Annotated in this window: 21 protein-coding genes, 5 tRNA genes and 1 pseudogene; 12 read left to right on the forward strand and 15 right to left on the reverse strand. The window is 37.3% G+C overall.

What is annotated here, in order from left to right; translation table 11 throughout:
• Positions 1 to 7: 7 nt before the first annotated feature.
• Complete coding sequence (locus tag N4G44_RS20760) at positions 8 to 1,486, forward strand: lipopolysaccharide biosynthesis protein (RefSeq protein ID WP_474929648.1); 1,479 nt, start codon at positions 8 to 10, stop codon at positions 1,484 to 1,486.
• Here the strand turns inward: N4G44_RS20760 and N4G44_RS20765 are convergent.
• The 4 genes and pseudogenes from N4G44_RS20765 to N4G44_RS20780 form a co-directional block, all read right to left on the reverse strand.
• Positions 1,479 to 2,468 carry a hypothetical protein gene (locus N4G44_RS20765; protein ID WP_474929650.1) on the reverse strand — a complete coding sequence of 330 codons (990 nt, stop codon included), beginning with the start codon at positions 2,466 to 2,468 and terminating at the stop codon, positions 1,479 to 1,481. The genes N4G44_RS20760 and N4G44_RS20765 overlap by 8 nt on opposite strands.
• A gap of 199 nt (positions 2,469 to 2,667) precedes the next feature.
• Positions 2,668 to 3,522, reverse strand: coding sequence for a glycosyltransferase family 2 protein (locus N4G44_RS20770; protein ID WP_474929654.1), 855 nt, complete (start codon positions 3,520 to 3,522; stop codon positions 2,668 to 2,670).
• A 106-nt stretch (positions 3,523 to 3,628) separates the two neighbouring features.
• Positions 3,629 to 5,028 (reverse strand): annotated as a pseudogene (gene aspA / locus N4G44_RS20775) (aspartate ammonia-lyase).
• Between the two features lie 68 nt (positions 5,029 to 5,096).
• Positions 5,097 to 6,122 carry an N-acetylmuramoyl-L-alanine amidase gene (locus N4G44_RS20780; RefSeq protein WP_474929656.1) on the reverse strand — a complete coding sequence of 342 codons (1,026 nt, stop codon included), beginning with the start codon at positions 6,120 to 6,122 and terminating at the stop codon, positions 5,097 to 5,099.
• 135 nt (positions 6,123 to 6,257) lie between these two features.
• Between N4G44_RS20780 and N4G44_RS20785 the strand changes: the two genes are divergently transcribed.
• The 4 genes from N4G44_RS20785 (at position 6,258) to N4G44_RS20800 (ending at position 6,854) form a co-directional block, all read left to right on the forward strand.
• A tRNA-Ser gene (locus tag N4G44_RS20785) sits at positions 6,258 to 6,342 on the forward strand.
• 27 nt (positions 6,343 to 6,369) lie between these two features.
• Positions 6,370 to 6,444: transfer RNA gene (locus tag N4G44_RS20790), tRNA-Pro, on the forward strand.
• A gap of 32 nt (positions 6,445 to 6,476) precedes the next feature.
• Positions 6,477 to 6,550: transfer RNA gene (locus tag N4G44_RS20795), tRNA-Arg, on the forward strand.
• 49 nt (positions 6,551 to 6,599) lie between these two features.
• The gene (locus N4G44_RS20800) at positions 6,600 to 6,854 is read left to right on the forward strand and encodes a GIY-YIG nuclease family protein (protein ID WP_474929658.1); all 255 of its coding nucleotides are present in this window, start codon (positions 6,600 to 6,602) and stop codon (positions 6,852 to 6,854) included.
• 180 nt (positions 6,855 to 7,034) lie between these two features.
• On the opposite strand, the gene N4G44_RS20805 is transcribed toward N4G44_RS20800, so the two are convergent.
• From N4G44_RS20805 to N4G44_RS20830, 6 genes are all read right to left on the reverse strand, one after another.
• The gene (locus N4G44_RS20805; protein ID WP_474929661.1) at positions 7,035 to 7,952 is read right to left on the reverse strand and encodes a helix-turn-helix domain-containing protein; all 918 of its coding nucleotides are present in this window, start codon (positions 7,950 to 7,952) and stop codon (positions 7,035 to 7,037) included.
• A gap of 55 nt (positions 7,953 to 8,007) precedes the next feature.
• Positions 8,008 to 8,727 carry an SDR family NAD(P)-dependent oxidoreductase gene (locus N4G44_RS20810; RefSeq protein WP_474929665.1) on the reverse strand — a complete coding sequence of 240 codons (720 nt, stop codon included), beginning with the start codon at positions 8,725 to 8,727 and terminating at the stop codon, positions 8,008 to 8,010.
• 45 nt (positions 8,728 to 8,772) lie between these two features.
• Positions 8,773 to 9,354 carry a Rossmann-fold NAD(P)-binding domain-containing protein gene (locus N4G44_RS20815; protein WP_474929668.1) on the reverse strand — a complete coding sequence of 194 codons (582 nt, stop codon included), beginning with the start codon at positions 9,352 to 9,354 and terminating at the stop codon, positions 8,773 to 8,775.
• Between the two features lie 119 nt (positions 9,355 to 9,473).
• Complete coding sequence (locus N4G44_RS20820; protein ID WP_474929672.1) at positions 9,474 to 9,707, reverse strand: NAD-dependent epimerase/dehydratase family protein; 234 nt, start codon at positions 9,705 to 9,707, stop codon at positions 9,474 to 9,476.
• 273 nt (positions 9,708 to 9,980) lie between these two features.
• The gene (locus N4G44_RS20825; RefSeq protein WP_474929675.1) at positions 9,981 to 10,790 is read right to left on the reverse strand and encodes a T9SS type A sorting domain-containing protein; all 810 of its coding nucleotides are present in this window, start codon (positions 10,788 to 10,790) and stop codon (positions 9,981 to 9,983) included.
• Positions 10,791 to 11,217: 427 nt separating this feature from the next.
• Positions 11,218 to 11,412: a hypothetical protein gene (locus N4G44_RS20830; RefSeq protein WP_474929679.1), complete on the reverse strand. Its 195-nt coding sequence runs from the start codon at positions 11,410 to 11,412 to the stop codon at positions 11,218 to 11,220.
• Between the two features lie 702 nt (positions 11,413 to 12,114).
• Between N4G44_RS20830 and N4G44_RS20835 the strand changes: the two genes are divergently transcribed.
• The 4 genes from N4G44_RS20835 to N4G44_RS20850 all read left to right on the forward strand — a co-directional run bounded on the left by N4G44_RS20835 (position 12,115) and on the right by N4G44_RS20850 (position 12,953).
• Positions 12,115 to 12,189: transfer RNA gene (locus N4G44_RS20835), tRNA-Pro, on the forward strand.
• 30 nt (positions 12,190 to 12,219) lie between these two features.
• Positions 12,220 to 12,293 (forward strand) — tRNA-Arg (locus N4G44_RS20840).
• 50 nt (positions 12,294 to 12,343) lie between these two features.
• A complete protein-coding gene (locus N4G44_RS20845; RefSeq protein WP_474929682.1) occupies positions 12,344 to 12,598 on the forward strand; it encodes a GIY-YIG nuclease family protein in 255 nt (84 codons plus the stop codon).
• Positions 12,599 to 12,698: 100 nt separating this feature from the next.
• A complete protein-coding gene (locus tag N4G44_RS20850) occupies positions 12,699 to 12,953 on the forward strand; it encodes a GIY-YIG nuclease family protein (protein ID WP_474929685.1) in 255 nt (84 codons plus the stop codon).
• 132 nt (positions 12,954 to 13,085) lie between these two features.
• On the opposite strand, the gene N4G44_RS20855 is transcribed toward N4G44_RS20850, so the two are convergent.
• The 5 genes from N4G44_RS20855 to N4G44_RS20875 form a co-directional block, all read right to left on the reverse strand.
• Positions 13,086 to 13,982, reverse strand: coding sequence for a 3-hydroxyacyl-CoA dehydrogenase (locus N4G44_RS20855; protein WP_474929687.1), 897 nt, complete (start codon positions 13,980 to 13,982; stop codon positions 13,086 to 13,088).
• Positions 13,983 to 14,250: 268 nt separating this feature from the next.
• Positions 14,251 to 15,156 (reverse strand): AraC family transcriptional regulator, encoded by a 906-nt coding sequence (locus N4G44_RS20860; RefSeq protein WP_474929689.1) that lies wholly within the window; start codon positions 15,154 to 15,156, stop codon positions 14,251 to 14,253.
• Positions 15,157 to 15,255: 99 nt separating this feature from the next.
• A complete protein-coding gene (locus tag N4G44_RS20865) occupies positions 15,256 to 15,810 on the reverse strand; it encodes a TetR/AcrR family transcriptional regulator (protein WP_474929691.1) in 555 nt (184 codons plus the stop codon).
• A gap of 26 nt (positions 15,811 to 15,836) precedes the next feature.
• Complete coding sequence (locus N4G44_RS20870) at positions 15,837 to 16,088, reverse strand: hypothetical protein (RefSeq protein WP_474929693.1); 252 nt, start codon at positions 16,086 to 16,088, stop codon at positions 15,837 to 15,839.
• The gene (locus N4G44_RS20875; RefSeq protein ID WP_474929696.1) at positions 16,078 to 16,488 is read right to left on the reverse strand and encodes an SRPBCC family protein; all 411 of its coding nucleotides are present in this window, start codon (positions 16,486 to 16,488) and stop codon (positions 16,078 to 16,080) included. The genes N4G44_RS20870 and N4G44_RS20875 overlap by 11 nt, the downstream gene beginning before the upstream one ends.
• 338 nt (positions 16,489 to 16,826) lie before the next feature.
• Here N4G44_RS20875 and N4G44_RS20880 point away from each other — a divergent pair, with 338 nt between their 5' ends.
• The 3 genes from N4G44_RS20880 to N4G44_RS20890 are packed head-to-tail and all read left to right on the forward strand — an operon-like array spanning position 16,827 to position 18,148.
• The gene (locus N4G44_RS20880) at positions 16,827 to 17,285 is read left to right on the forward strand and encodes an efflux RND transporter periplasmic adaptor subunit (RefSeq protein ID WP_474929697.1); all 459 of its coding nucleotides are present in this window, start codon (positions 16,827 to 16,829) and stop codon (positions 17,283 to 17,285) included.
• Between the two features lie 35 nt (positions 17,286 to 17,320).
• Positions 17,321 to 17,914 carry an efflux RND transporter periplasmic adaptor subunit gene (locus N4G44_RS20885; RefSeq protein ID WP_474929698.1) on the forward strand — a complete coding sequence of 198 codons (594 nt, stop codon included), beginning with the start codon at positions 17,321 to 17,323 and terminating at the stop codon, positions 17,912 to 17,914.
• An 18-nt stretch (positions 17,915 to 17,932) separates the two neighbouring features.
• A complete protein-coding gene (locus tag N4G44_RS20890) occupies positions 17,933 to 18,148 on the forward strand; it encodes an efflux RND transporter permease subunit (RefSeq protein ID WP_474929700.1) in 216 nt (71 codons plus the stop codon).
• The last annotated feature ends 17 nt before the right edge of the window (positions 18,149 to 18,165 follow it).

Raw genomic sequence — 18,165 nt, forward strand, 5'->3', positions numbered from 1 at the left:
GAACAGTATGAGTGTAGTAGCGAGACAGGGCTTCAAATATTCCATCATAGGTTATATTGGTTTTCTGCTGGGTACCATATCCGCCATTTTTATTTTTCCATACAATTTCGAATTTTATGGCAAGCTCCGGTATATCCTTCCTACTGCCGAAATGCTGGTTCCTGCCGTAGTACTGGGGATCTCGTATTCGAATGTAAAATTTTTCCATAAAGTGGAAAAGGACGGCAAAAAGCAGAATATGTTGTCGCTGTCTTTGCTTACGGTCTTCATTAATTTCATCATTTTCATGGGCGTATTTTTTATACTTCCCTATATTTTTCCAAAATTCAGGCATTCTGAGGCGTGGAAACTAAAGGAAATGATTCTTCCGCTGATCCTTATCCTTTCTTTCTGTGCTATTTTTAATAAATATACCTCCAATTATAAAAGGATTGTTGTTTCCAATATCTTTGACAATCTTTTTCCTAAAATAGCAAACCTGGGAGCTTTCTGCCTGTTTGCCTATTTTCTACTTTCCCAAGAGATCGCGTTTGCTTTCTTTTTCGGGATGTTTGCTTTAATGCTTTTCGGATATATTTACTATACCAATAAACTTGAAAGGATAGAGCTTGATTTCAATACGGATTATTTCAAGAAGGATGGTTTCTGGAAAGAGTTTTTCAACTACAGCTTTTTTGGATTTCTGGGAACTTTCGGAAATTATTTAGCCATTAATAGCTTTATGATCGGCGAGTTTCTGGGAATGGAGGAAGTGGGAATTTATTCGGTTCTTTATGCTCTGATTTCTCTAATTTCCATTCCACAGCTGGGTCTGTTCAATATTTCCGCCCCTATCATTAATAAAACGCTGGTGGACGGTGATATGGAAGAGCTTGACCGGTTTCACAAGAAGACGTCTTTATCCTTATATTTTCTAGGGGCCGTATTGTTTTCGTGCATCATGGTCGGTTTTCCTTATCTGACGCAGTTTATGCCTAAAAACGGGACCATGCTAAGAGAATATGAGCCCGTTGTATGGATCTGGGGTTCTGCAGTTCTCATTGATCTGGCAACCGGATTTAACGGAAATATCATTTCGCTTTCCAAATATTACAGGTTTAATATCCTCATCATGCTTCTCCTGGCTGGACTTACGATCTGCCTTAATTATTATTTCATTAAAAATACAGATCTTAAACTGATAGGAATTGCTTTATCTACAGCTATTTCACTCACTACTTATAATGTGATCAAGATTGCTTTTAATTATTTTGTCTTTAAAGTTTCTCCGCTGACGATCGAAATGATCTTCGTTTCCATTATCTGTACTTTAGCGATAACAGTGGCCATCGTACTGCCTAATTTCAACAGTAACTTTATCAACCTGGTATACAAGCCTGCCGTTGTCCTGATACTGATTTATATCGGAAATCATTTCACAAAAGTATTCCCGATAGAGGATTACCTGAATGTAAAGTTTATTAAAAGTATCTTTAAGTTTAAATAGAAATAACAGCGGACAGAGCGTCTTCCAGCCTTTTGAGGACTGACTTTCTGCTGTAGTTTTTCTGGAAATCAAACCGGGTGTTTTTAAGCGTTTTAAACTGCTCAAGGATATTTTCTTTCTCAGAAACAATGAATTCCGATTTCGAAGGGTAATCTTTGGGAAAAACGGCCGTTTTACCATACTTCACAGCATCTCCCAGGTTTCCGGTCATTTTGGTAAGACCGTAAATTTCTGCCCGGCTGAAAAATTCTGTTTTCTGCCTGATCGGGCACCACAGCACATCTGCTTTCTGCATTCCTTTTTCAAAATCATCATTCGAAACGCGGTCTGCAAAATACTGTATAGAAACATTTTCAGGAAGCTTTTTTGATAATCTTTCAAGCTGTTTCAACTCATTATCTTTAGCTTTTCCAAGAAATATGAATTCGCATTTCTCTTCTGTTTTTAAATGTTCAATTGTTTTAAAAACGTGATGATAATCTCTCCTTTTCTGCGAAACACCCCCGGGAATAACAACAGTAAGGCCTCCTTTGGCCTGATTTTCAAAATATTTATTGTAAAAAAGAGGCAGAAACTGATATTTCCCTGATGAAATCTCTTCATCCAGCACCCATAAATTTCCGGCATTTCCATAGACTTTAGAACTGTAAAACAGCCCTTCTTTCCACCAAAGCTTCAGCCTGTAGATCAGGTCGCCTTTTAAAATACTCTTAATCAAAGCTCCTTTTGATGCTTTTGAAAAATTGATATTGTGAACGATCACAGATGCATTATATTTCCGGACCAGAGCGTGAAAAGTATTGAAATACCGGTGAACCGTTCCGATAATAATCAGGTCATATTCCTTTAATTTCAGCTGTTCCAGGATCATTGAACTGTCTGACAGAAACACCGTCTCCCCATTCTCCTGAACCAGATCCTTTATCTTTTTCGAAAAATAATAATCTACGCTGAATTCTGAAGAATCATTCATAATATCCATGAATGCCTGTGCAATTTCTGCGTGAGTATCTATTTCTATGTAGGCGATTTTTTCAACGGGTTTCGGGTTTCGGGTTTCGGGTTTCGGGTTTCGGGTTTCGGGTTTAACAAAGGTAAAGGGTATGGTTGAATACGAACTGTTTTTTATAGCTTTTTTACTATTATTTTTCAGTTTTACTTTTTGTAATGCCCCTTTCTTTCTACATTTTCAGCCATTTTTTCTTCAGCATTTTCCATCGTTTGTCATTGATGGCTTTTTGTTCTTCTTTTGAGATTTTAAGCTCCAATTGATCAGCTTTACAGGCTTCATAAGCTTTGATGATCTTAAAGAAAAAAGGAACGGATTTACTTTTTGCCGCTTCTTTGGCAGAGGCAACGTAGGCCAGAAACCGGTTCAGCCCCAAAAAGTAAAAATACCTGCCATAGTAATCTGCAGGCCTTATGGTGTAATCTGCTCCCTTCACCTTGATCAGCTTCACATGCAGCTCAGGAAGAACAATTTCTTTCCAGCCAAGATTTTCCAACAGAATAGAATCAATATTATCCCAACCCAGGGTTTCCCTCAGTCCTCCGATCTGAACGAAGCATTCTTTACGGTAAGCTTTCAGGGGCCCCCGTACATGACGTTTGTTTGAATTCCCTTCATACACCCAGCTTCCCTCCTTTTCTACATACAGCAAACCACCAACAAGTCCATATTCAGGATTGTTTTTAAAAGCATTCCGTACTGTTTCCAGATAATTTTCAGGCAGGATGATATCGGCATCAAACTTACAGATGATATCAAATTCATCCGCATTTTGTGTTCCCAGTCCATTTTTGAAGGCATTTACCACTTTAGATCCCGGCTGGTGAGCGGATTTCTGAAGATCCACCGTTTCAAAACGAGGGTCATTTTCTGTGTACTTCCTGATGATTTCCGCCGTTTGGTCCGTAGAACCATCATTAACCACTACAGTTTTGAAATCTTTAAAGCTCTGCTGCTGTAAAGAATCCAGGGTGAACGGAAGATTTTCTTCTTCGTTATGGGCGGGAATTATGATTAAAAACCTCACGCTTTTATTATGAGTAATGATTAATAGTTAATGAGCAATGAAATGATAAGTGATAAACTACTGACACGAGGTCATGATTCATCACTTATCATCTTTCAATTATGATTTATTTGTTATGCGGTTTCAGCATGTTTTTAGGATCCAGAATCTCATCCAGCTTTTCCTGGGAAAGAACTCCTTTTTCCAGAACCAGATTGTAAACACTGTTTCCGGTTTCCAACGCTTCTTTTGCAATTTCCGTAGACTTTTTGTATCCGATGTATGGGTTAAGCGCTGTTACAATTCCTATGCTGTGCTTCACCATATTCAGGCAGATCTCTTTGTTGGCAGTGATTCCCACTACACATTTTTCACGAAGGGTATCCAGGGCATTGCAAAGGAAATTGATGTTTTCCATGATAGCATGGGAAAGTACAGGTTCCATTACGTTAAGCTGTAACTGTCCGGCTTCTGCTGCAAAAGTTACTGTCAGGTCATTTCCGAATACTTTAAAACACACCTGGTTCACCACTTCCGGGATAACAGGGTTTACTTTTCCAGGCATAATGGATGATCCCGGCTGCATTGGCGGAAGATTGATCTCGAATAATCCGGCTCTTGGCCCTGAAGAAAGTAGTCTCAGGTCATTACAGATCTTGGAAAGCTTTACGGCAAGACGTTTGGTAGCAGAGGAATAAATAACATAAGAACCCGTATCCGGTGTTGCTTCGACAAGATCCGGTGCGGAAACAACCGGAAAACCGGTAATCTGGGCCAGGTTTTTCGCACAAAGGCTTGCATACCCTACCGGGGCGTTCAGTCCTGTTCCGATAGCAGTGGCTCCCATATTAACTTCCACGAAAAGACTTGCATTGTTATTCAGCTTGGAAATATCTTCTTCCAGAGTAGCAGCATAGGCTTCAAATTCCTGTCCTAAAGTCATGGGAACCGCATCCTGAAGTTGGGTACGTCCCATTTTGATCACATCGTGGAATTCTCTTCCTTTAGCACGGAAAGCTTCAACAATTTTCTCAAGTCGGTCAACAAGTCCGGTATTCATATGCAGAAGTCCCATTTTGATAGCTGTAGGATAAGCGTCGTTGGTAGATTGGGAAAGATTGACGTGGTCGTTTGGTGAACAGAATTCATATTCACCTTTATTCTTTCCTAATTTTTCCAGAACAATATTGGCAATTACTTCATTTGCATTCATATTGATTGAAGTTCCTGCTCCTCCCTGAATCATATCTACAGGAAACTGATCGTGGTATTTTCCCGCTACAATCTCGTCACAGGCTTCCGCTATTTTGAAATATAAATTTTCATCAAGCAAACCCAGCTCATAATTGGTTTTTGCCGCAGCTTTTTTACAAAGGCAAGACCTTTAATAAAGTCCGGATATGCTGACAGAAGCTGTCCTGAGATCTTGAAGTTATCGATTGCTCTTTGCGTCTGCACTCCATAATAAGCATCTGCAGGCACATTGAGTTCGCCCAGCAGATCACTTTCTTTTCTGAAATTTTCCATTACAGATTATTTAACTTTTTATTTTTTAAATATAGCAAAAACGCACCTTTACCGATGCGTTTTAATTATTATTTCGCGGGATATTTCTGATTTAATGCCTGAAGGACAGCCCATGTTTCAGCATCCATGATCCCGTCATAATTCTGCGGACGGAAATGATACTGTAAAGCTTCGATGGTTCTTTTTGTTCCATCATCCCATTTTCCGCTCAGATCAAGATAGTATCCGAATTTCTGCAATGCTGTCTGAACAGCAAAGATGAAGGATGGGTCATTATATTTTAAAGGCACTTCTTCCTGTGCTAAAGCAAAGAAATTCTGCTTAACCGCTTCATCATACCACATACCAAGCTGGTATTCGTCATACAGCTTTTTCCATGGAAACATTGGTCCCGGATCCTGCTTTCTGGTAGGTGCAATATCTGAATGAGCCAGTACATTGGTTGCCGGAATCTGATACCTGTTGACAATATCTTTTGCCAATGCTGCCACCTTTCTCACCTGCTCATCGCTGAAAGCCGCAAATATCTTTTTTCCTTCAGCATCTGTTGTATATCCTGTATTAACGATTTCAATCCCTATAGAAGTATCGTTAAGGTTTTTATCATTTCTCCAGTTACTTACTCCCGCATGATAAGAACGTTTGTTTTCATCCACCAGCTGGTAAATCTCATTATCGCCGGTATTATTAACCAGATAATGGGCACTTACTCCCTGCTGGGTAAGAACTGTAATGGATTTATCGTCCGGAAGTGCCGTATAATGCAGTATAAGATAACGCTGTCTGAAGTTCTGTCCTATAGCAGGAAAATAAGTCTTTACCACTTTATATCCTGCCGGTTTTGCTGACACGATAGAACCGTAGCTTATCGTGTTATCATTTTTTGTGGCATCGGCTATATTGGTTGTAAAAAACTCTACGCCGTGATCGTTGGTAATTTTAGGTTTCGGAGCTTCGGCTACCGGGGTTTTAACTGCCGGTTTAGCCTGTGATACCGGGGCTTTTGGCTTGTAAGTATTTTTCTTTACATTTTGCTGGGAAGTACATGAAAAAACAAAAGTACTTAATCCGATGATATATAATGTCTTACGCATCCGTTTAATTTTTTAATCATTTATCAGCTCAAAAATACGCAAATTTTTCTTGAATTTTATTTGGTAAATAAAGAAATCTGTTCTATATTTGCACTCGCAATAACGGAACAACGATCATTAAAAAATAAGAAAAAAGGAGGGTTGCCAGAGTGGTTAATGGAGCAGTTTGCTAAACTGTCGACGCGAAAGTGTCGCAAGGGTTCGAATCCCTTACCCTCCGCATTTTTTCTTACATCAATATACACTTCGGGGCGTAGCGTAGTCCGGTCATCGCGCCTGGTTTGGGACCAGGAGGTCGCAGGTTCGAATCCTGCCGCCCCGACAGTTTTATTAATTTTCTCAAAATTATTTAATGGGTGCGTAGCTCAGCTGGATAGAGCATCTGCCTTCTAAGCAGACGGTCAAAGGTTCGAATCCTTTCGCGCTCACTTAAAACTCACAATTTCTATTGTGAGTTTTTTTATTTATATTAGTTCCATGTGTTTTTGCTACATACTTTACTCTCAATCTTTAGATAAATATTATATCGGAAGTTCCTGCGAAGATTTACAGGAAAGGCTTAGAAAGCATCTTTCAAACCATACAGGATATACTTCAAAAATTAAAGACTGGATTATTATTTATTTTGAAGAATTTTCTGACAAAAGCTCTGCATACAAAAGAGAATTGGAAATCAAATCCTGGAAAAGTAAAATTAAAATTCTTGAATTGACTGAAAATTCAACCGGATAGAGCATCCCGATTCATCGGGACGGTCAAAGGTTCGAATCCTTTCGCGCTCACTTAAAGAGACAACTTTTAAAAAGTTGTCTCTTTTTTTATGCCCGTAAAAATGTATAACCCAACCTTTATACCTTGGATTTTCAGAGTTCATTTGATACTAATTTTAACGATTAAGTTATGATAAGACAATCAGTTAAAACTTCCTCTGAATTCCAGCGGACTTTGGGCTGTCTTGCTTTTAAACAACTTGCTGAATGACTGAGAATGTTCAAATCCCATTTCATAAGCAATTTCACTGACAGATAAATTTGTGGTGGATAATTTTTCTTTGGCTACTTCTATCAGTTTGTTGTGTATATGCTGTTGTGTATTTTGTCCGGTCAGTGTTTTCAGCAAAGTACTTAAATATTTGGGGGAAATATTGAGCTCATCTGCAATAAACTGTACGGAAAGCAGTCCTTTCTCTGCAATTCTATGTTCAAAATATTCATCAAGTAATTTCTCCAGCCTTTCCAGAATCTGATGATTGCTTTTTTCCCTTGTTATGAACTGACGATTGTAAAATCTTTCTGAATAATTAAGCAGGCTTTCAATCTGTGAAATGATAATCTGCTTACTAAACTGGTCGATATTCGTTTGATATTCCTGTTTAATGTTATCAATAATGCTATTCAGCGTTTTTTGTTCCTTTTCGGAAAGAAACAATGCTTCATTCACTGAATAATCAAAATATTCATATCTCCTGATGCCTTTAGCAAGTGCCGTGTTCCACAAAAAATCAGGATGAATAAGCAACAGCCAGCCTGAACGTTCTTCTTTGGCCGCAGGATCAGATTGAATCCTGAAAACCTGGTTGGGCTCCATAAATGCCATAAGCCCGTCATCAAAATCAAACTCCTGTTGTCCATAATACATCTTTCCACCAATTCCTCTCTTTAAGGAAATCATATAGAAATCTAAAACCAGATTTACTTCATCAATGTTAGCAGGTCTTTTGATAGAAGAATAATCAATAATACTGACAAGCGGGTGCTCAGGATTTGGCAAACCACGCAATCTGTGGAATTCGCTTATTGTTTTTATTCTTTGTGTCTCTCTTTGCTCCATATCCCAAATTTAATTTTATTTTTCCGGTTAATTGCTTATACATTCATTGTTTGTTTTACCAAGGCAATTCATCTCCATTCCTGTCAAAAAATTTACCGGTGGGTACATCAGATAAAGTGGAAAATTTCACAATTATACCTGCTGCCTGTTCTGCTGTTTGTGTTCCCTGATACTGATTAAGGTTAGTGGCCGTATAGCCTGGTTCAACGCTTACTATTTTAAAACGGGTATTTTGAAATTCTTTGGCCAGCAACAGAGTGAAAGCATTCAATGCAGTTTTAGAAGAGCTGTATGCATCGTATATCCTATAATTAGGATTTTGAGAACTGCTTTGAACAGACAGTGAACCTAAGGGGCTTGAAACATTAATAATCCGAGGTTCATCTGACTTTTCCAGCAAATCAATAAACTGCTGGGTGGTCTGCACAGCACCAAAAAAATTGGTTTCGAAAACATTTCTTAAATTATTGAGGTTATTTGCAGACATATTCTGGGGCTGTTCGCCTACAATAGCCGCATTGTTGATCAGTACATCCAACTGCTGCGCCTTAGCCGCCAGTTTTTCTTTGGCAGATCTTACTGAATCAATATCTGTGACATCCAGTTGAATAAACTCTACATTATCCAATCCCAGTTCGTTTAATTTATTTTGAGCCTCAATTCCGTTGGCTTCATTGCGGCTTCCGAGATATACATAATAGCCTAATTGCGACAACTGTTTGGCGGTTTCAAAACCAATCCCCTGATTAGCTCCTGTAATAAGTACCTTTTTCATTTTTTGATTTTTAATTGGTTATCGTGCTCCGATATGCGCAAATGGTTAAAAATAATTTTGCTTCATATCGTCTATAAGTCCGATATGTTCAGGTTTCCAGCCTAAAAGTTCCTTCGTTTTAAAATGGGTTGCAGGGCTGTTAAAAGCTATAAATCTACTCAGCCATTCAAAATGTTTTTCTGTTTCTTCTTCAGACAGGGATACAACAGGTAAATTTAGTTCTGAGCCAATCAGTTCAGCAATTTCTTTCATTTTAATTCCTGTGTCACCCACACCATTATATATCGCTCCTTTGATTCCTTTTTCAAATGCCAGACGAAATAATCTTGCTGCGTCCAAACGATGAACAGCCGTCCACCGATTCAATCCTTCACCAGGATATCCTGATAAGCTGTTGATACGAGCCTGCCCAATGATGAACGGAACAAAACCTTTGTCACCCTTATCATGAACCGATGGCGCTAAGCGTACAACTGAAGCATTTATGCCTTTTTCAGCCAATGCCAAAGCTGTAGTTTCGGAAGATCTCGGAAAACCAGGTGAAAGACTCTCCTCTGTAATATTTCCGTCAATAAGGGGTAATCCTAAAATTCCTGCTGTTACTACAATAGCTTTGTCTGTTCCCATCAGTGCCTCTCCTATTGCATTAATTGCATTTTTGTCAATTTCCGCAGCCTTTGCAAATTGAGTAAAATCATGGAAAAAACCCGCGTGAATAACACCGTCTGAATCTTTGGCACCCTGCTTTAAAACTTCCCAGTCTTCAAGATCTCCCTTAACACTTCCGCACCTTCCCTGCGAATTACTTCTGCTGATTGTTCTGAACGTGCCAGGCCTACTACCTGATGTCCTGAAGCAATTAATTCTTTAACAATCGCAGAACCAATGAAGCCTGAGGCTCCTGTTACAAATACTTTCATTTTATGATTATTTTTTGTTGGTACAAAGTTCCAATGAATAAAAAGAACAGGTGTAATCAAATGTCAGATTATTGTATCCAAAAAGGAAGATCTACAGGAAAGACTCAGAAGCATCCTTCAAGCCATACAGGATATGCCTCAAAAGTTAAAGACCGGATTATTATTTACTTCGAAGAATTTCCTGATAACGCCCTCTTCCTAAGTCTAATAAAGTTCAAAAATTCATTAGCTTGAAGTTCGAAAAGGCTTACTGCTAAGCTCTAAATTTAAAAGCACCTCTAAGAAGAGATGCTTTGGCTAATAAAAAATTCAGTATTACAACACAATTTTTTTCTATTTTTTTATCATTTTAAATGTTTCTGTACTTCCCTTCTCCGTTTTACCTGAAATAATATACATTCCGTTACTTAACCCTGAAACGTTGATATTTCCATTATCCGCATCTACCCTATTCGTCTGCACTTTTTTCCCGGCAGCATCGTAAATATTAATCTCCTTCATTTTTTCATCACTTGTAAAATTCAGAAGTTCTTTAGCCGGATTTGGATAATATTTAACCAATGTTTTCACCGGTTCTGAAATATCCTGGGTACTTAAATCATTATTGCTTATTGTAACATTGTCTATTAATGTTGAATATCCCTGGGCATTTTCACATTCTATAGCTACCTGATAAACATTAGGAGGCATTCCGATATTGGCAAAATGAAACCAGGAAGCAAAAGGAGGCTGAAATCCCAACAAATCTATCCATGGATCCGTAGCCGACATTCTGTAATAAATCCTGATCCAGTTTGCATTGCCATTCTGCTGTGGATTAATAAGATAAAAACTAATTTTTGGAGAAGTAAGATTAGCTGTATTAAATGGCGGGCTCACTAATTTTGTTTTATCTGTAGAAGAAGTATTCGCCGGAAAATTGGCAAATTTGGTACCATCAAAAGCCGTAACTCCTATACTTCCTGTAGTTGCAGTGGACACAAAGGTCCAGTCTACATTATTTGTTTCATGTATCTGTGTCCAGCTAGCTCTTGTTGGTGAACTATCTTCAAAAGTTTCCTTCCATGGAAATGTAGAAATCTGAGCGCTAAAACCAATTGATAAAAAAACCAACAAAAGCACAAAAAATTGACGATTCATCATAATTTTAAAAAATAAATTTGTTCTCATTATTAAATTAATTAAATATTAAATTCATAACAAAAATATAAATTAAATAATAATAAATTAACATAATTAAATAATAATTAACATTAATTTAAAATTAAAAATAAATAATCAATAAAAAAAACTACTATAAAAATAGTAGTTATCATAATTTTAAATAAAGCCTTTTCTTATTAATATTCAGTCGCCATATGGCTCTTAACTTTTGTAGGATTAGTTTTCAAGCTTCAGATTTTTTTACTCAACCCATCTTTCAACGTTTGAGTTATCATCATTTTTGTTTATAGGTTATCTTATTTTCTAATTAAAAAGAGCACAACATCAACTTAAGAGCACTAAACGCTATTCTTCCTGCTATTTATTAAACAGTCTAAGTCTGACGAAAGTTCTTTTTGGGAAGTTTCTATTTTGCAAGTGTTCCTTTTACAAGAAGCTGATACAGATTCTCCAGTTCTTTCGGAGGCACACCTGAATCAAAAGTTGAAGATTCGTAAACTTTACCGTTGACTGTTATGGATACAGTAGAAGATAAAGCCCTATCTGTAAACCGACCTTCTGAAGGAGCTTTTAATGAGGCTATTTTATCCAGATGAATCATCTGCACTTGATTTATAATACTCTTCCAATCTTCGTCTGATAATTTAGAGTTTGATACATTCCCATTTACGGATATGATTTTAGAGCCGGGAGTAAATGTCATTATCCTGTTTGTACCTCTGGTTTGTTCTGTAACCTCTATCTTTTCAATCTTGTTCTTTTTTTGTAAACTATCCTGAGTGCTTTGATCCGGGATATTTTTTTGCTGTGATGTACAATTGATATTGCATAGAAGCAAAGGAATCAACATAATAAAAAATCTAAAACTCATTTTTGTTTATTTATTAAATACAGATCAAAAATTATGACAAAATAAATATATCTGTGAAATTAATTAAAATATAAATTACAAAATAGAACCCGGTCCTATTCAATATCCCATAAAATTTATAAAAAAAATAAATTAAATTTTATCCTGCTTTTTGGTGACAACAATTAATTCCCTTAAAAAATTCGGAGATTTTTTATTTATAGCAAGGTCTACGAAAAATCAAAAACTGAGAATATCCTGATTATAAAATCCTGATATTTAATGTACAATATTATTTATTCTCAGAAATCTACTATTTCCCATAACTATTACCGTTGCGTTCATATTATTTTTAATTAATTTTTTCTGAAAAAATATTTTTATTATTCAAAAAAAGATTCTATCTTTGCACTCGCAAAAACGAAGTAAAATTCGCTTTAGATGACCATCAATCGGGGCGTAGCGTAGTCCGGTCATCGCGCCTGGTTTGGGACCAGGAGGTCGCAGGTTCGAATCCTGCCGCCCCGACTTTTTAGTAATTTTTCAAAATTATTTAATGGGTGCGTAGCTCAGCTGGATAGAGCATCTGCCTTCTAAGCAGACGGTCAAAGGTTCGAATCCTTTCGCGCTCACTTAAAACTCACAATAGAAATTGTGAGTTTTTTTATTTATATTAGTTCCAATGTGTTTTTACTATATACTCTACTCCCAATCTTTAGATAAATATTATATTGGAAGTTCCTGTGAAGATTTACAGGAAAGGCTCAGAAAGCATCTTTCAAACCATACAGGATATACTTCAAAAATTAAAGACTGGATTATTATTTATTTTGAAGAATTTTCTGACAAAAGCTCTGCATACAAAAGAGAATTGGAAATCAAATCCTGGAAAAGTAAAATTAAAATTCTTGAATTGATTGAAAACTCAACCAGATAGAGCATCCCGATTCATCGGGACGGTCAAAGGTTCGAATCCTTTCGCGCTCACTTAAAACTCACAATTTCTATTGTGAGTTTTTTTTATTTATATTAGTTCCATGTGTTTTTGCTACATACTTTACTCTCAATCTTTAGATAAATATTATATTGGAAGTTCTTGTGAAGATTTACAGGAAAGGCTCAGAAAGCATCTTTCAAACCATACAGGATATACTTCAAAAATTAAAGACTGGATTATTATTTATTTTGAAGAATTTTCTGACAAAAGCTCTGCATACAAAAGAGAATTGGAAATCAAATCCTGGAAAAGTAAAATTAAAATTCTTGAATTGATTGAAAACTCAACCGGATAGAGCATCCCGATTCATCGGGACGGTCAAAGGTTCGAATCCTTTCGCGCTCACTTAAAGAGACAACTATTTGGTAGTTGTCTCTTTTTTTATCGTCCAGAGAGGCCTCAATATATTTTCCTATGGGACCTTGAACTATTTTAGGAAATCTGCTTCGAGATATTCAGGATTGGGATATTTATAAAACCCTTCGCCGGTGGCAACACCCAATTTGCCATTATCTATGTATTCCTCCTTAAGCCTTTTGGCAGCCTGATGCAGCAGCGGGTCATTCATTGTGGCAGCTAAGGTGCTGGTAATATTATAGGCCGTATTAAGTCCGGCAATGTCTGCAAATACAAATGGTGCAAAATTTGAACCTGTCCCAATAATCCAGGTTTTGTCAATCGTTTTGTAATCGGCTACCTCACCACTCCATAATTTCAACGCCGCTGTTACCCATGGTACGATCAGAGAATTGGTGATATATCCGGGCTGTTCCTTATGTAATGGCAACGCTACCATTCCAATAGATTTGGAAAACGCAACCACTGCGTCGAATGTCTCTGCGGATGTCTCCGGGTGCCCCATAATCTCGGCCGTATTGCGGGACCAGATCTCATTGGCGAAATGTAGCGCAAGGAATTTTTCCGGGCGGCCGGTTTCTGCGGCAAACTGGCTGGGCAGCAAAGTAGATGTATTCGTCGCAAAAATGGTTTTATCCGGCGCCAGTGCCGCTACTCTTTGATAAAAATCACGCTTGATGTCCGCTCTTTCAGGGACAGCTTCTATCAGCAAATCTGCATCTTTTACGCTTTCTGCCAAATCTGAAGTGTAACTTAAGTTGGCAAATGTGGCATCTATCTGCTGCTGTGTAGCATTTATATCCGCTTTGTAGCGTTCTGCCAAATTTTGAAATTTTGCTTTTGCTTTTTCCAGAACTTCATCGTTAATGTCATAAACAAACACTTTAAATCCGTGAAATGCAGTTTGAAAGGCAATTTGATAGCCTAATACGCCACTTCCTGCAACTGTTACATTTTTAATGCTCATAATTAAAAAATTTTTATTGTTATATTATTTTTCCAGGTAAATTATTATCGATTTAATTTCGATTTTTTGAATTAATAATAAAGCGTAAAGACTGGTCGTGTGTAATGAAAGCAACAGACCGGTTGAACCAGGTTTTAATGCGGTTAGGTGCTTGTTACAATTATGCCGGTTATAGTTCAAAATTCCTTTATTGCGAACTATATTTGTGATTGTGGCATTTTAGGCAATAAAAGTGATTTGCTGTTTTGCGAGCTGTTGTATGTAATTTTCATTTATTTTTTGCCCTGAACATCTTCGGAGACATTTTCATTTTCTTTTTAAAGAATTTACCAAAGAAAGACTGATCACTGAAATTGAGTTCTTCTGCAATCTGTGTAATGGAAAGATTAGAATTTAAGAGCAGATCGCGAGCTTCAATAATAACCGAATTGGTAATAACGGTGCGGGTAGATTCACCAGAGGCTTCTTTTACAATTCGTGTCAGATAGCTTGGACTCACAAATAGTTTCTCAGCGTAAAACTCAACAGCTCTCTCCTTTCTGGAATGCTCGGAAAGCAGTATAAGAAACTGATTGATAAGATCCTTCTTTCTTGATGTTTTAGAATCAATCGTCCTGGTGTCATTGTAACGGTATAATACCATCAGCTCAAGGAGCAACGCATTAAAATAATGATTGATGATGTCTTTCGAATAATAATTTTCCTGTTCATCCGCCTGGCTGATCTTATCAAGCAGAAACTTTATGGTTTCCCTTTCATTAAGGCAGGGATGCAAAATCGGAGTATTTCTTTCGGAAAAGAAAATGATCTCATTGATGTAATGCATGTGGCGGATATTTTTTTGAACAAAAGAATCGTTGAAGACAATTCCCCTTGCCCGAATGTGCGAATCTTTGTGGGCTGGATAAATGATTGAATTTGGCGTAAAAATAACAATATCATCTTTTTTAATGCTTATTTCTTCAAGATTAATCTGTATTTTACCCTCCCCTTCTGTAACCAGCATGATGGCACCATTATCTGTTCTGAAAGGATATTTGTAAGAATTTTCGTTCAGGTCATGAGATTCCCGGATGATAAAAAAATCATTGTTGTTTTTTTGATGATCACCGTTTTTGTCGATCATTTTAAACAGATCGTGGAGATTATGAAAAACAATATCTTTATGAGTCATAGTTTTAAATATGAACGTTAGTAAAGTTAATAAATAAGCCGCAGGATTATGCTATATACCCGATAATTCATCGTAAAGCTTATTTTTCAATTTGATAACTTACTTTAAAAATAAATTTATAATACTTTCAGCTCTTTGGTGGTAGAAAGATGATGATAATACAATATCTGATCTTTTCCTAAAGAAATCGGCAGAGATATGAAAACCTGAAACCATGGAAACAAGATCGACAAGAAACAATAAGGGATTGTTGTAGCTTGTTCTTTCTTCACGGATACAAGCTGAGATCTCAGGTATCATTTCCTTCAACGGGAAAAATAATTTTTCCCCGAATCCTGAACCCTCATTCTGGGTGATAATATAAACATCCAGATAAGGATATTTTTTACTTTTTTCAGTATTGAAATCAATATATCTTTTCAGTTTCTCCTTCAGTGAGAGCTCCTTAATATCATTCCAGGCCGGAGCTGGAAATTCATTGATTACTTCCCCAATGATCATGTTAACAAGGTTAGCTTTCGTGCGGAAATAATAATGTATTGCCGTTCTGTCCATACCTGCGCTTTGTGCGATCTGATGTGTTGTGGCATAGAACCTGCCTTCCACGAAAAGCACATATTTAGCAACTTCCTTTATTTTTTCTTCAGTATTCAAGATTTTTATTGGTGGATTATTCATTATCAGGATATGACATGCAACCTGCCTCTTGAGCTATTTCTTTCCACAATAGAGAATTCCGTTTCATACAATTCAAAAACAGGTTTAAGCTCATTTTCTGAAAATAAAGTTTCAGAAGATACACTCAATAGTCTGAAATTGTTGTCGAGATATTCGCACTGGCAATTGGGAATTATTTCCAGGATATCTTCCCTGAGCCAGAAAGCATCTATAATTTTTTTGAATTTTGTTTTAAAAAGCACACTATTTTTCATTTCTATTTTTTATGTGTTCAACGATTATGTTAAGATCTTCGGGAGTATCGCTCACAATTCTTTTCACCACCAACAAATTCCATAGCCCGGCCAGAAAACCTGAAACAGAAGTAATAATGGTTATTTTCAATCCCTCTTTAGTAGCTTCCAACACATACTTTCTGTAAAGTTTGGCTCCTGCAAGCCGGATTCGGAATGTGAAGCGTTCATAAGGTATAAATTCTTCAACAAGACCTTTGGTTTTAAGAAAATTACGGTGTTTCACTACAAATACACTTAACTCTCTAACTCTAGTTTCAATACATTTCGAATGTTCGATGTTGAAATCCCATTCATGCCAGCGGTCAATATCTGTAATTAATTCCCAGACTTCTTTTTTACCAATTAATTCACTGGTCACAGATAGCTGCCGGGTCCACATTTTCTTGCATATTGGTTAATAATACAAATTTCCGTAGTAAAATATTAATAAAAAAGGTCTGAATTCGGTGTAAACTGGTCAAAATCTGAACAAACAATCATCTCTAAATATTTTAGAAATCTGTTTTCAAAATAGTCGGTAAGAAAATTCTTTAAAGAAAATAAATGACCTCAGTATCATTCAATTTGTTTTAATAGGTTGAGAATAGCTATTTCATATTAAGCTACTATCTTCTGTAGAATAATGGTTTCGTTTTAGACCAATATCAGACCAAAACAGACCTTTTATCATGTATTTCCTTACCTCAAATTTGCACGGTGAACCAATTTACAATCGGATTTCTCTTTAATAGTAAAAATTTATTTTATGATAGTCAAAAGAACGAAAAGTCTTTTTTATTAGGAAGCCTGCTGCTTCTTTCAGCATGTAGCGGGAAGGAACAGCCTAAAGTTAAAAATGAACCTATAAAGGTTGGCGTGCAGAAAATAGAGGTTGTTTCCCAACCCGAAACATTTTCTTACAGTGGAAATATTCTGGCAGACAACAGTGTGAGCATTGGTTTTGGAGTTTCCGGCCGTGTTACTGCAGTGTATATTCAGGAAGGTCAGCGCGTATCGAAAGGTCAGCTGCTGGCTGCCATTGAAACCAGTACTTATCAGAATGCCCTGGCTGTTGCCGGAGCAGGAATGGATCAGGCCCAGGACAATTTCAACCGTCTTAATCAGCTGTATCTTAAAAAAGTTTACCGGAAAGAGATTATATCGCCGCAAAGGTAGCGCTGGCACAGTCTAAAGCCAATAGAGATATTGCCATGAAAAATCTTAGAGATACAAAGCTATACGCCTCTTTTTCGGGGATCGTTTCCCAAAAGCTTACTGAAGCCGGAGCGATGGCAGCACCCGGAGTTCCTGCATTTACTGTAGTAAAGACCGATAAGATCTATGCGACTGCATCCATCACGGAAAATGAGATTAGTGCCCTTAAAATAGGAACTCCTGCGGAAGTTTCCATTCCAAGCCTTAACCGTACGATTCATGGAAATATTACCATCATCAATCCTCAGGCGGATGACAACTCCAAAACGTATACCGTAAAGATCCGGCTCGACAATCCGGGAGGGCAGATATTGCCGGGGATGATTACGGATATCAACATCAATACAGGTAAAAGTAAAGATGCCATTATCCTTCCTGCTCAGGCCATACTTAAAGACCCTGATGGTTCAAGCTATGTATATACTGTGAAATCTGCTAAAAATGGCGCCACAGCCTTTAAAAAGAGAGTAGAAATGCAGAATATGGCAGGGGCAAGCGATGTAGTTATCAAAAGCGGACTGACACCGGATGAGCAGGTCGTTATTTCCGGGCAAACGCGTCTTGGAGACGGCACACCTGTTAAGTTTTAATTAAAAAGAAATAAAGAAATGACGAATAAAAAAGTGCATTTTCTGGAAGCTGTGATGAAATACAAGCAGGTAGTGATCGTGATGGTAGTCCTGTTGATGGTAATGGGGATCAACTCTCTTATCAATATGCCCCGAAGCGAAAATCCAAGGATCGAGATTCCGACCGCTGCTGTGTATGCATTTTATCCGGGAGCCGATGAGCATCAGGTTGAGGAAGAAGTAGCAAAAAAATAGAACAGTATCTCTTCTCC

Source organism: Chryseobacterium sp. GTID13 (assembly GCF_056172655.1).